This is a genomic window from Breoghania sp., from assembly GCF_030066895.1.
Lineage (GTDB): Bacteria > Pseudomonadota > Alphaproteobacteria > Rhizobiales > Stappiaceae > Breoghania.
In genome coordinates this window covers 24,784-37,267 of record NZ_JASJAV010000019.1, presented here as the reverse complement: position 1 = coordinate 37,267, position 12,484 = coordinate 24,784, and the positions used below count along the sequence as shown (strand labels likewise).

The 12,484-nt window shown below is 62.2% G+C and carries 11 protein-coding genes and 2 pseudogenes; 6 read left to right on the top strand and 7 right to left on the bottom strand.

The window, feature by feature from the left end:
- Positions 1-238 precede the first annotated feature (238 nt).
- On the top strand, positions 239-556 hold the full coding sequence (locus QNJ43_RS18255) for a GGDEF domain-containing protein (protein WP_300471999.1): 318 nt from the start codon (positions 239-241) through the stop codon (positions 554-556).
- 266 nt (positions 557-822) lie between these two features.
- On the opposite strand, the gene QNJ43_RS18250 is transcribed toward QNJ43_RS18255, so the two are convergent.
- Positions 823-1,029 (bottom strand): DUF465 domain-containing protein, encoded by a 207-nt coding sequence (locus tag QNJ43_RS18250; protein WP_300471998.1) that lies wholly within the window; start codon positions 1,027-1,029, stop codon positions 823-825.
- A gap of 518 nt (positions 1,030-1,547) precedes the next feature.
- Here QNJ43_RS18250 and QNJ43_RS18245 point away from each other — a divergent pair.
- Together QNJ43_RS18245 and QNJ43_RS18240 are read left to right on the top strand one after the other, a co-directional pair.
- Positions 1,548-1,724, top strand: a complete 177-nt coding sequence (locus QNJ43_RS18245; RefSeq protein ID WP_300471997.1) for a DUF465 domain-containing protein — start codon at positions 1,548-1,550, stop codon at positions 1,722-1,724.
- Between the two features lie 156 nt (positions 1,725-1,880).
- Entirely contained in the window at positions 1,881-2,510 is a 630-nt protein-coding gene (locus tag QNJ43_RS18240) for a MarC family protein (RefSeq protein ID WP_300471996.1), read from the top strand.
- Between the two features lie 174 nt (positions 2,511-2,684).
- Here QNJ43_RS18240 and QNJ43_RS18235 read toward each other — a convergent pair whose 3' ends face one another.
- Together QNJ43_RS18235 and QNJ43_RS18230 are read right to left on the bottom strand one after the other, a co-directional pair.
- A complete protein-coding gene (locus QNJ43_RS18235; RefSeq protein ID WP_300472157.1) occupies positions 2,685-4,340 on the bottom strand; it encodes an acyl-CoA synthetase in 1,656 nt (551 codons plus the stop codon).
- A 196-nt stretch (positions 4,341-4,536) separates the two neighbouring features.
- Positions 4,537-5,127 (bottom strand): annotated as a pseudogene (locus tag QNJ43_RS18230) (sulfite exporter TauE/SafE family protein).
- A 358-nt stretch (positions 5,128-5,485) separates the two neighbouring features.
- Between QNJ43_RS18230 and QNJ43_RS18225 the strand changes: the two are divergent.
- Positions 5,486-7,322: pseudogene (locus QNJ43_RS18225) on the top strand (AMP-binding protein).
- Positions 7,323-7,463: 141 nt separating this feature from the next.
- Positions 7,464-8,252, top strand: a complete 789-nt coding sequence (locus QNJ43_RS18220) for an SDR family NAD(P)-dependent oxidoreductase (protein WP_300471995.1) — start codon at positions 7,464-7,466, stop codon at positions 8,250-8,252.
- A 214-nt stretch (positions 8,253-8,466) separates the two neighbouring features.
- On the opposite strand, the gene QNJ43_RS18215 is transcribed toward QNJ43_RS18220, so the two are convergent.
- From QNJ43_RS18215 to QNJ43_RS18205, 3 genes are all read right to left on the bottom strand, one after another.
- Entirely contained in the window at positions 8,467-8,733 is a 267-nt protein-coding gene (locus tag QNJ43_RS18215; RefSeq protein ID WP_300471994.1) for a hypothetical protein, read from the bottom strand.
- A gap of 51 nt (positions 8,734-8,784) precedes the next feature.
- A complete protein-coding gene (locus tag QNJ43_RS18210; protein WP_300471993.1) occupies positions 8,785-9,054 on the bottom strand; it encodes a hypothetical protein in 270 nt (89 codons plus the stop codon).
- A gap of 86 nt (positions 9,055-9,140) precedes the next feature.
- On the bottom strand, positions 9,141-10,961 hold the full coding sequence (locus QNJ43_RS18205) for an ABC transporter transmembrane domain-containing protein (protein WP_300471992.1): 1,821 nt from the start codon (positions 10,959-10,961) through the stop codon (positions 9,141-9,143).
- 337 nt (positions 10,962-11,298) lie between these two features.
- On the opposite strand from QNJ43_RS18205, the gene rpmE reads away from it, so the two are divergent.
- Positions 11,299-11,523: a 50S ribosomal protein L31 gene (gene rpmE, locus QNJ43_RS18200; protein WP_300471991.1), complete on the top strand. Its 225-nt coding sequence runs from the start codon at positions 11,299-11,301 to the stop codon at positions 11,521-11,523.
- Between the two features lie 381 nt (positions 11,524-11,904).
- Here the strand turns inward: rpmE and QNJ43_RS18195 are convergent, their stop codons facing one another.
- Positions 11,905-12,426, bottom strand: a complete 522-nt coding sequence (locus QNJ43_RS18195; RefSeq protein WP_300471990.1) for a DUF1465 family protein — start codon at positions 12,424-12,426, stop codon at positions 11,905-11,907.
- Positions 12,427-12,484 lie beyond the last annotated feature (58 nt).

Here is a 12,484-nt window from a genome sequence, read left to right as displayed (position 1 = left end):
CCCTTGCGGGAAAGACGCGGATTATAGAAGCCATGAACGGTCAAGCAAGGCGTTGACCAAGTTTAACGTTGACCTTGGACAAGGTCAGGCAAAACCCTCACGTTCCGGATCTGAATCGACTGGGCTGTATACCGAAATGCAGCGAGGTTCAACCATGAGGCTGGCGGGTGCAGAACCGGCGGGAATATCTCGTCGGGCGGGGGGCGTGACGGCGGGATGTCATAACGACCCGGGGGCGATGGAAGATATGGGCAGGTGCATGGAGGACCTGCGCGACGAAGTCGCCCGATTGACAGATGTGGTCACCTCGCAACGACTGGAAATCCGCCGGTTGAGGCGGGATGCCGTGCGCGATGCGCTGACCGAACTATTAAACCGGTGCGGGTTCGAGCGGGTGCTCGAACGCTCCATCGCGTTCGTCTCGCGCTACAATTCCGACGTTTCCCTTCTTCACGCTCGGTCATGCCGCCAGAGACGCGGCGCTGACGCATGTGTCCGCGGTTCTGTTCCGCACGCTGCGTCGCTCCGATGTCATCAGGCGGATCGGGGGGACTAGTTCGTCGCTCTGTTGTGGAAGTCGGATGAGCAGGCGGCGCGAAATGCCGTGGCGCAGGTCTCAGAGGCACTGGAGACGGCGCCCTTTCTTCATCGGGGAAATCCGGTGCAACTGTCGGCGTCGTTGGGCATTGCCACGCTGGCGCGCAAGGACAATGTCGCCGATGTGCTTGATCGTGCCGACCGGGACATCTACCGGGCCAAGACACGTCAGGGGACGGGTGAGCCCGATATTGCGAGCGCCTTAGCGCCCCGCAGGGGCCTGTCTCAAGCGATAATGTCGGGTAGGAGCTTGTCTTCGATCGCGGATATGCGATCTTTCAGGCAGAGCTTTTTCTTTTTCAGCCGCTGAAGCTGAATGACATCGGCCTTGCCGGTCTCGTTCATCGCGGCAATGGCTGCGTCGAGGTCCCTGTGTGCCTGGCGCAATTGTGCAAGTTCGGCGCGTAGCGCCTGTTCCATGTCTTCTGTCATCAATCGGTTCCGCAAGCGACGCCGTTATCTCGGCGGGCGCGCCAGGCCAGAAGCGCTTAGCGATCGAACCGGGGTAGCTCGATCGGTGAGAATGTCTTCTAGCCATAACCTACACAGCATCATACCGGAAGACATCTCTTGATCGAAGTGTGCACGTGGGGCTCCCGAAACGGGGGTGGGGGCCTGCGGCAGATTGCCTTCGACGGGGCGTTTTTCCTCCGCATTTTCCGCAGTTCGGGTTAGCCCGTGTTTCGCGTCATTACGTCGCGGAAGTTTTTACCCAGTTGCTCGGAAGATCGGTCGAGACGGTGCGATATCGAACGTGTTTTCAGAGTGTTATCAGGGCGCGGTTGATGCGGTAACACATGAACGACATTGAATTATCGAAAATCGGCCCTGAATTTGACCCGTCCTCATGATCAATTCGTTCACTGACGGGTCGCACGGCGTTCGACAGCGTCGACGGCGTATGTCACACTTCTGTTGTCCTAGATGAAATAGACAGGAGGCTTTGCCCAATGTCCTTGCAGTCGCATCTTTTGGAGCTGGAACGGCGTTACGCCGATCTCGAACGGGAAATCGAAAAGGCGATGGTCAGTCCGAGTTCTGGCAATCTCAGTATCGCCAGTCTCAAGCGCCGTAAACTGCACATCAAGGACGAGATAACGCGCCTTCGCAAAGAGACGCTACACTAGTCGTTCGGTAACGACCGGCGGGGTCCGAAGGCTCTGCCACCGGTTATACCAAGGCCGCGATCCCGGCTTAGGATCGCGGCTTTTTGTTGTCTCAATTTATGCGGTATCCATTTCTTCCAACACCCCGCCTTCTCTGACCGCCGAGGTTTCTGACGAATGATCCTGGACGTTTCCCTCGCCCAGATCCTGCATCAATTCGCGACGCTGTTTGCCGTCGTCGATCCGGTGGGAACCATCCCCGTCTTCATCGCCGTAACCGCCTTCATCGCGCCCGACCGGCGCCGCGTGGTGGCCTTGCGGGCCGTCTTCTTCGCCATGGTGATGCTGATCGGATTTCTCGTAGCCGGTCAGCCGGTGCTGAACGCCATCGACGTCAACCTGACGTCCTTCCAGATCGCGGGCGGCATCGTGCTGTTCCTGTTCGCGCTGACGATGATCTTTGGTCCGTCGAAGCCCGACAAGGAAGTGTCCGAGATTTCCAGGAACGATGCGGAATGGGCGATTTATCCGCTGGCGATCCCTTCCATCGCCTCGCCCGGTGCGATGCTGGCGGTGGTGGTGCTGACCGACAACGACATCTATCTGATCGGCTCCCAGATGGTCACCGCCGCCATCACCGTGTTGGTGCTAGCGATCACGCTGGTGCTGATGCTGATGGCGTTACCGGTGCAGCGCGTGATCGGCAAGGCGGGCGCCTCGATCATCAGCCGCGTGATGGGACTGATCCTTGCCGCCGTGGCCGTCGACAATGTGGTCAATGCGGTCATTGCCCGGTTCGGGCTTTGATGGGGCGGGGACTTTGAACGGATGCCCATCCTTCGAGAGGCCGTATTGCGACGGCTCCTCAGGGTGACGTTGTGCGGGGTGGAAATTTCTTCAGTACACAATACGATAACGTCATCCTGAGGAGCCCGCGTCAGCGGGAGTCTCGAAGGATCGGCATCCGCGTGTCGAGCTTCCTCAGACGGCCTTCGCCATCTCGCGCAGCTTGAATTTCTGCATCTTGCCGGTCGACGTCTTCGGGATCTCTTCGAAGACGATGTGGCGTGGGCACTTGAAGTGGGCTAGATGCTTGCGGCACCAGGCGATCAGGTCCTCCGCGCCCACCGTCTCGCCGGGCTTCAGTTCCACGAAGGCGCAGGGCGTCTCGCCCCATTTTTCGTCCGGACGCGCGACGACCGCGACCGCGGCGACGGCCGGATGCTTGTAGAGCGTGTCTTCCACCTCGATGGAGGAGATGTTTTCGCCGCCGGAGATGATGATGTCCTTGGAGCGGTCCTTCAGCTGGATGTAGCCGTCCGGATGCAGCACACCGAGATCGCCCGAATGGAACCAGTCGCCCGCGAACGCTTTGTCGGAGGCCTCGCGGTTCTTCAGGTACCCCTTCATGACCACGTTGCCGCGGAACATTACCTCGCCGATGGTCTCGCCGTCGGCGGGCACCGGCTCCATCGTATCGGGATCGAGCACGGCAAGGCCTTCGAGCGCGGAATAGCGCACGCCCTGGCGGGCCTTCTTGACCGCCTGCTCGTCGAGCGGAAGGGCATCCCATTCCTCCTTCCAGTCGTTGACGACGGCGGGGCCGTAGGTCTCGGTGAGGCCGTAGAGATGGGTGACGTTGAAGCCCGCCTCCTTCATGGCCGCCAGAACGGATTCCGGCGGCGGGGCGGCGGCGGTGAAGAACTCGACCTGCTGGTCGAAGCTGCGTTTGTTCTTGTCGGGCGTGGACAGGATGGTCGACATGACGATGGGCGCGCCGCACAGGTGGGTGACGCCGTGATCGGCAAGCGCATCCCAGATCGGTTTCTGCCGGACCCAGCGCAGGCACACATGGGTGCCTGCGATCACCGACATGGTCCAGGGAAAGCACCAGCCGTTGCAGTGGAACATGGGCAGCGTCCACAGATATACCGCGTGCTTGGCCATGCCGCCGGTGATCACGTTGCCCTGGGCGAGCAAGGCCGCGCCCCGGTGGTGATAGACGACACCCTTCGGGTTTCCGGTCGTGCCGGACGTGTAGTTGAGGCTGATTGCCTCCCATTCGTCGGCGGGCAGCGACCAGGCATAGCCTGGATCGCTGCTCTGGACGAAATCCTCGTAGTCGATCGATCCCAGCCGTTCGCCGTCCTGCGGGAATTCCGGGTCGTCGTAATCGATGACGATCGGTTTGACGGACGCCAGGTTCAGCGCCTCCGTCATGACCTTGGAAAACTCGCGGTCGGTGATGACGAGCTTCGTCTCGGCATGGTCGAGCTGGAAGGCGATGATGGCCGCGTCGAGCCGGGTGTTCATCGAATGCAGCACCGCGCCGATCATTGGCACCCCGTAGTGGGCCTCCAGCATGGCGGGCGCGTTGGGCAGCATCACCGAAACGGTATCGCCCTTGCCGATACCGGCCTTCTCCAGCGCGGAGGCGAGGCGACGCGAGCGGGAATAGAAATCGCGATAGGCCGTGCGGGCCTTGCCGTGAACGATTGCGATCCGATCGGGAAAGACCGAGGCGGAGCGGGCGAGGAAGGAAATCGGCGAAAGGGGCTGATAGTTCGCGGCATTCTTGTCGAGATCGACGGAATAGGGACTGGACACGTTTCCTCCCGAGATGTTGAGCCGGGGCATCCGGCCGAGTGTCTTGCCGCCGAGCGTCACTTAGCGGCAGAGGAGTATCAAAACCCAAGCCGGGCTCTGCGGCAAGCTGATGTGAGAGAGGAAGGCAATTGTCGCTGGAACCGGTCGCGAGGGGCAGAAGATACCGGAGACGCCGTCCCAGATCAGCTTCAGCGCCACGAGAAACACGTCGATATAGATGATGCGGTTAGAACAGCGTCTGCGAGACGACGCGCACCAGCCGTACGCCCGCGTAGGTGGCGATCGGGGCCAGCGGCAACAGCGAGGCCGAGGTGATCAGGTTTGCCCGGTCGAACTGGCCCAGCAGAAAATAGGGAATGAGCTTGACCGCGTTCATCACCGCGAAGGTGAGGACCATGGTGCCGGAAAACAGCACCCGGTCGAGCTTTTGCGGCAGCAGGTACATCTGGGCAGGCGGGCCGCCCACATGCGAGACGAAGCTGGTGAAGCCCGCCACCGCGCCTCAGAAGACGCCCTTGGGCACGTTCTGTTTCGCCGCGGGCCGCGCGGTGCCGCCGGTCCAGTAATCGAGCGCGAACAGGACGGTGATGATGTCGACGATGAGGCGGACATAGGCCTCCGACACCCAGGCGGCGCTCAAATAGCCGACGGTTATGCCGAGAATGGCGCCGGGCAGCAGCACGACGAGGCTCGGCCGGTGCACCGTGCCGCGATAGGAGGCGACGGTGACCAGATATATGGCGCACAGGATCGGCAGCATGATGCCTGCGGCATGGATGGGTGAGATGACGAAGCTCATCAGCGGCACGCCAAGCATCGCCAGTCCTGCTCCGAACCCGCCCTTGGCAAGGCCGACGATCAGAACCGCCGGAATGGCCGCGGCGTAGAACCAAGGATCGGAAATGAATGGCACGTGGGAGGCTCGCAATGGAGGTGGGGCAGGCAGAGGCAGCGCAAACTATCGCCATGCGGGATTTGCGAAACCCGACGTGATCCGAGCAACGAGTGGTACGGAAGCGGCAGGGCATCCGTCTATGGCCGTTCCTTTTGCCTGCGACGATTTGTATAACCCGCGCTCCAGTCCAAAGTCAAAATTGCTTCGGCTTGCTTTTCTCCACCGCTTTGCGACAGAGTTGCCGCCGAGGAATGCGCCCTGCGATGTGGGAGGAAACACCATGGCGAGCCGATATAACGAGGTCTATCAAGCCTGGCGTGACGATCCGGACGGTTTCTGGGCGAAAGCTGCGGGTGAAATCGACTGGACGAAACCGTGGGACAAGGTCTTCGATCCCGATCAGGGCGCCTATGGGCGCTGGTTTTCCGGGGCTGAGTGCAACACCTGCTACAATCGTCTCGACCGGCACGTCGAACGCGATCGGCCGGGGCAGGCGGCGATCATCTATGACAGCCCCGTCACCGGAAAGACCGAGACCTACACCTATCGCTAGACACTGGAGCGCGTGAACATGCTGGTCGATCAGGGGGTCACGAAGGGCGACCGGGTCATCATCTACATGCCAATGATCCCGGAAGCGGTGATGGCGATGCTGGCCTGCGCGCGCATCGGCGCGATCCATTCCGTCGTCTTCGGCGGGTTCGCCGCCCATGAGCTTGCCACCCGCATCGACGATGCCACGCCCAAGGCGATCATCGCCGTCTCCTGCGGGATCGAGCCCAACCGCACCATCGCCTACATGCCGCTCGTCGGCGGAGCCGTCGATCAGGCGCGTCACAAGCTCGATGTCTGCCTCGTCATCCAGCGTGAGGAACTGGCCAAGGGTCGCGAGGTTCTTTGCGTGCCGGTCGCGGCCACCGATCCGCTCTATATCCTCTACACCTCCGGCACGACCGGGCAGCCCAAGGGTGTGGTGCGCGACAATGGCGGGCACATGGTGGCGCTCAAATGGTCCATGTCGAACCTTTACGGCATCAATCCGGGCGAGGTCTTCTGGGTCGCTTCCGACGTCGGCTGGGTGGTCGGGCACTCCTACATCGTCTATGCGCCGCTGTTGCACGGCTGCACGACGGTGATCTTCGAGGGCAAGCCCGTGGGCACGCTCGATGTGGGCACGTTCTGGTGGGTGATCTCCGATCACGGGTTTTTCACGCTCTTCACCGCGCCCACGGCGTTTCGCGCGATCCGCGAGGAGGATCCGGAAGCGAAGCTCCTGGCCGATTACGACATGACGGGCTTCCGCACCCTGTTCCTGGCGGGCGAGTGGGCCGATCCGGAAACGATCAAGTGGGCGGAGGAAAAGCTTGCCGTGCCGGTCATCGACCACTGGTGGCAGACGGAGACGGGCCGGTGCATCGCGGGCAATCCGGTGGGGCTTGGGGAATTGCCGATCAAGTATGGTTCACCGACCGTCGCCATGCCCGGCTATGACATATGATATCCGGATTCTCGACGATGCCGGCCATGAGGTCGCCGACGGCACACTCGGCAATATCGTGGTGAAACTGCCGCTGCCGCCGGGCTGTCTGCCGACGCTTTGGGGCAATGGCGATCGCTTCAAGAGCGCCTATCTGGCGGAGTTCCCCGGTTCCTACAAGACGGCGGATGCGTGCTACCGCGACTAGGACGGCTATCTCTTCATCATGGCGTGCACCGACGACATCATCAACGTGGCCGGTCACCGGCTTTCCACCGGTGCGATGGAGGAGGTGCTGGCCGGGCATCCGGATGTGGCGGAATGCGCCGTCGTCGGCATCGCGGATCAGCTGAAAGGCCAGTTGCCGTGCGGCTTCGTCGTGCTGAAGCGGGAGCCGGACGAGGTGGAGCGTGAATTGGTCGCACTTATGCGTCAGGAGATCGGTCCCGTGGCCGCCTTCAAGATCGAGGTTTCCGTCGACCGTCTGCTCATGATGCGCTCGGGTAAGATCCTGCGTGCGACCATGCGCCAGATCGCCGACGGCGAGGAATTCCGCATGCCCGCGACCATCGACGATCCGGGTGTCCTCGATGAAATCGCGGATGCGATTCGCGCTCGCGGGATTTCCCGGAAAGGTTGAGTGAGTGCCCGACTTCGCAATCGAAGCCGGGTCCTTCACGCGGGGAAAACGTCCTTTGCCGCTAAGCGGGGGGGCCTGTTCGCGCGGCTTTGACGCGTTATAAAGGCCCGATAGCCGTTTGGCGAACACAGGAGATTTCCCTTGGCCCTGACCAACAAGGTAACGATCATCACGGGTGCTGCACGCGGCATCGGCCTGGCGATTGCCCGGCGCTTTCTCGAAGATGGCGCGAAGGTTGTCATGTCGGATGTCAACGACGAGGTGGGCGAGGCGGCGGAAGCCGATCTCAAGGCTCTCGGCGATGTGACCTATATCCACTGCGACGTGAGCGAACGTCTCGATGTCCGTAACCTTGTGGCCGCGGCGATCGACGCCTACGGCGATATCGACGTCCTTGTGAACAATGCGGGCATCGTCAGCCCCGGCGATATCCTCACGATCAATGAGACCGAGTTCGACCGGGTGATAAACATCAACCTGAAGGGCTCGTTCCTGTGCGGTCAGGCGGTCGCGCGGCACATGGTGGACCGGGTGGAGAACGGCGGGTCTGCGGGCGCCATCATCAATATGTCCTCGGTCAACGCGGTCTTCGGACTGCACAACCAGCTTCCCTACACGGTTTCCAAGGGCGGCGTGAACCAGCTCACCAAGGCCATGGCCTTGGCGCTGGCGCCGCACGGCATCCGCGTGAATGCGATCGGGCCGGGTTCGATCATGACCGACATGCTTGCTTCGGTGAACGACGATCCGGCCGCGCGGGCCCGCATCCTGTCGCGCACGCCCATGGCGCGCATCGGCGAGCCGCGCGAAATCGCCTCCATCGCCGCCTTCCTGGCGGATGAGGACGCAAGCTACGTCACTGGCCAGACGATCTACGCCGACGGCGGACGCCTGCCGCTCAACTACACGGTGGACGTGCCGGAGGAATGAGGCGCGGGGGATTTGTGAAGGATCGGGCAAGCAGTTTCTAGAGCCGTGCCCGGTCCAGTTCCCTCTCCCATGGGGAGAGGGTTAGGGCGAGGGGAGGAGATATCTCGTGGATACGGAGAACCCGACCCCCTCACCCGGCGCATTAGCGCCGACCTCTCCCCATGGGAGAGGTGATTGGTGTGGTATCGCCCTTTGGGTGCGATACTCCCGCCTTCTAGCCGCGCTTGAGGAAGACGTGGCCGGCGCTTGCGAAATAGGCGCCGGGCGCATCCTCGCGGGCGATCTCGCGGAAATGTTCGTTGTCGATGGACAGGCTGTAGCCGCGCTCGTCAAACGCCTTGATCCAGTATTCCGAAGGCTGGTTGTTGACGTGGTGGTGGCCCGCCTGACTTGAAACCCCGTGGGTCATGGCGACGATCGGGGCGTTAGTCAGCGTCTGCATCAGGTTGTCGAGATGGGCGGCCGGGATATGTTCGGCCACCTCCACGCAGTAGACGAGATTGCAGGAGAAAAATAGGGGCCGTCGGCGAGATCATGCACGACGGCCGGATGTTTCGATCTGAGCACGTTCTCCGCAAGACCGTCGATGTCGTGGGCGATGACGTCCATCCGGTGGAAGGCGGCGAGGTGCATGTCCCTCGCCGGATCCCACGTCCAGCAATGACGAGACCGCGAAGCGGTCGACCAGATAGCGCCAGAGCTTCGGTGTCGTGGCGTTGGTGTCACACCGTAGTCGCAGATTGCCACCGAGGCTTTCGCGCCCCTCCATGACGACTGTAAAGCTCTTCCAGTAGTCCTTCACGACAATTTCCGACCTGCGGTTCGCCCATACCCCAAGCGGGGAGCATGTCCGCGATGGTAGGTCGCAAACGCGCCTTGCGTCACCGTCTACTTCGCCGCTTCGAACCCTTGCGCGCCGCGTTCGAACTGCAGGCGGGCGAGGCGGGTGTAAAGGCCGCCCTGAGCGACCAACGTTTCGTGGTCGCCTTGTTCTACGATGCGTCCATTGTCCATGACCAGGATGCGGTCGGCCTTCAGCACGGTGGCGAGGCGGTGGGCGATGACCAGCGTGGTGCGGTCCTTCATCAACCGGTCGAGCACGATCTGGACGAGCGTTTCGCTTTCCGCATCGAGCGCGGAGGTCGCCTCGTCGAGGAGCAGCACGGGGGCGTCCTTCAGCAGCGCTCGGGCGATCGCAAGTCGCTGGCGCTCGCCGCCGGACAGCGTGACGCCACGCTCGCCGATCATCGTGTCGTAGCCGTTCCCCATGGCGGAGATGAAGGTATCTGCGTGGGCTGCGATGGCGGCGGCGCGGATGTCCTCGTCGCTGGCGTCCGGGCGGCCGTAGAGCAGGTTCTCCTTCACGGTGGTACCGAAGATGACGCTGTCCTGCGGCACGAGTGCAATGCGATGGCGGAGCTCCTCCGGATCGGCGTCGCGAAGGTCGATGCCATCGAGCGACACGTACCCGGCCTGCGGATTGTAGAATCGCATCAACAAGTGGAAGAGTGTCGACTTACCCGCTCCCGACGGTCCGACCACGGCCACGGTCTCGCCGGAGTGGATGTCGATGTCGATGCCGTCGACCACGCGCTCGTCACCAAGCGACGGATAGGCGAAGCTTACGTGATCGAAACGGATGGCTCCGCGGCTGGGCTTGGGCAGGGCCTTGGGCTCTTTCGGGGCGCGGATTTCCGGCTCAATGCGGAAGAGTTCGGCGAGACGTTCGGAGGCGCCTGCGGCCTGCGCAAGCTCACCCCAGACTTCCGAGAGCTGGCCGAGCGCACCGGCGGTGAAGACCAAATAAAGCACGAACTGGCCGAGCGCGCCGCCCGACAGCATGCCCGACAGCTCGTCCTTGGACCCGATCCATATGACGGCGACAACGGAGGCGAAGATCACGAACATGCCGAAGGCCGTCAGAATCGCGCGTGCGATGAAGGAGGAGCGGGCAGCGGCGAAGGCGCGTTCCACCTGGGCGCCGAAGCGGCTTGCGGCGAAACGTTCGTTGGTGAAGGCCTGCAGAGTGCGGATGGCACCGATCGCTTCCACGGCGTAAGCGGAGGCATCCGCCAGCGTATCCTGGGCCAGCCGCGAGCGGCGGCGCACCATGCGGCCGAAGACGATCAGGGGGATCACCACGAAGGGGATGACGAGCAGCACCAGGCCCGACAGGCGCGGGGAGGTGATCACCATCATGGCGGCCGCACCGATGAACAGGGCGAGGTTGCGCAGCGCCACAGAAACGGAAGCGCCGACGGCCGCCTTCACCTGTGTGGTGTCGGCGGTGAGGCGGGAGACCACCTCGCCGGAACGGGCTGTATCGAAGAAGGAAGCCGACAGCCGCGTGATATGGGCGAAGACGTCGACGCGCAGGTCGGAGACGATCCGCTCGCCGAGCCATGTCACGAAATAGTAGCGCGCCGCCGATGCGCAGGCGAGCGCGGCGACCACGACGACCAGCATGGCGAAATACTTGTCGATGAAATTCGGATCGCCGCCGCCGAAACCGAAATCGATCATCCGCCGGACCGCCAGCGGCATGGCGAGCGTGGCCAGCGTTGCGGCGATCAGGGCGACGAGAGCGGCCCCCACCTGAAAGCGGTAGCGCCCGAGATAGGGTGCAAGCATTCCAAGGGGTTTGAGGGATCTCGATTTCCTGACGGGTTCTGTTGCGGAGCTTGCTTCGTTCTTTTTTCGCCGCGCCAAGGGTCAACTCCGAATTGGATTGGGGGGTAATTACAATGCGTACCGTGGCCACGCTGTGGCATCTTGCACACGCTAGGTCAATCTGTCATCGCCTTCTGCCCGACGTATTGACCTTGCGCAAATCTGCGATGCGGGCGTTTATGAAGAACCATCGTGGCAGTTTGACGGGCAAGCATTCACAATGCGGGCGAAAACCTTGAAAGCGGCGCTGGAGTGGGTTACAGAGTCGCCGACTGTTTCCGGTCGTTGCCTTTCGCGCGTGCGGCCGGTCTTGGTTGAGAAGCGTTGTATCCTGCTGGTCGCATAGGCCCGGACAACGTGGTGAGAGGATCCGGCTATGAAGAGCGACACACATCCCGACTACCACTTGATCAAGGTGGTCATGACCAACGGCACCGAGTTCACGACGCGCTCGACCTACGGTGAAGAAGGCGCCGAGCTGCGTCTCGATATCGATCCGTCCACCCATCCGGCGTGGACCGGTGGTCAGCAGACGCTGATCGACCACGGCGGTCGTCTTTCCCGCTTCAAAAACAAGTACCACGGCATCCTCGGCAACTGAGCCGACCCGCCACGTAACACGGAAAAGCCGCGGCGTCGAACGGGTTTTTTTGTGCGCGGATTCGGGAGGAGTGGCGCGGGATGGCCGAGATGGGCGGTGCGGTTCGGTCGATGTGGAAGGGGCGTTTATTCGGATTTACCGCGATTATCGATCTTTCGATCGTCATTGCCCGGCGAAGTCCGGGCAATCCATCAGGCAACGGCAGATGGGGAGAGTGCTGGATCCCCCGGACGAAGCCGGGGGATGACGGCGGAGAGAGCCGTGAACTCGACGGGGCCATCTCTGTCGCATTAGGCCCCGTTCGTCCGCAGACACAGGTGTCCGGAGACGGGAAACGTGTCCCGTCATCATTTTTCGAAAAAGTCCAGAAGTGTTCGGGCGTCAGCCGCCGAAGGCTGTGGCCAGTCGGGTGAGCTGCTGGTTCACCGGATTGGTGTTGGCCGGGCGCGGCATCGTTTCGCCGGACATCGCCTCATCGAGCTGCTGGACGCGCTTTTGCAGGTGAACCGAACGGTCGATCAGGTCTTTCAGGCTTGCGGGAAGCTCTTCCCAGCCCGGGCCCTCGTTGGCGGAGCTGAGTGCCGCCAGATTGGCCTTGTTCTTTTCCTGTCCCGCCTGGGAGGGGGTCATCTCGCCTTCGTTCACCGCGCGCTGCAGCAACAGCCAGGAGGTGAGCTGCATCAGCTGCGTGGTCAGGCGCATGGATTCGGTGGCGTAGACCAGGGAACCCGCGCGGTTCAGCGTCCGCGATTCCTCGCGGCCCGGGCCGTCGAGGTATCTGGCGGTTTCTTCCACCAGTCCCATGCCCGTGCGAAACAGCTCGTTGAAAAACTCGGATCCGATGAGCCGGTCCGCGAACGAGATCGGGGCATCACCTGTAATCGTGTCGATATGGTCCGTCATCGCACTCTGTACTCTCTGCCGTTTCGACCGTAGCGGTATCTTCGCCTGAAAGCAGCTT

Excerpts from the sequence above, each read along its gene's own strand:
- QNJ43_RS18255 (WP_300471999.1), top strand. The coding sequence starts at position 239 with ATGGAAGATATGGGCAGGTGCATGGAGGACCTGCGCGACGAAGTCGCC.
- QNJ43_RS18250 (WP_300471998.1), bottom strand. The coding sequence starts at position 1,029 with ATGACAGAAGACATGGAACAGGCGCTACGCGCCGAACTTGCACAATTG.
- QNJ43_RS18245 (WP_300471997.1), top strand. The coding sequence starts at position 1,548 with ATGTCCTTGCAGTCGCATCTTTTGGAGCTGGAACGGCGTTACGCCGAT.
- QNJ43_RS18240 (WP_300471996.1), top strand. The coding sequence starts at position 1,881 with ATGATCCTGGACGTTTCCCTCGCCCAGATCCTGCATCAATTCGCGACG.
- QNJ43_RS18235 (WP_300472157.1), bottom strand. The coding sequence starts at position 4,340 with ATGCCCCGGCTCAACATCTCGGGAGGAAACGTGTCCAGTCCCTATTCC.
- rpmE (WP_300471991.1), top strand. The coding sequence starts at position 11,299 with ATGAAGAGCGACACACATCCCGACTACCACTTGATCAAGGTGGTCATG.
- QNJ43_RS18195 (WP_300471990.1), bottom strand. The coding sequence starts at position 12,426 with ATGACGGACCATATCGACACGATTACAGGTGATGCCCCGATCTCGTTC.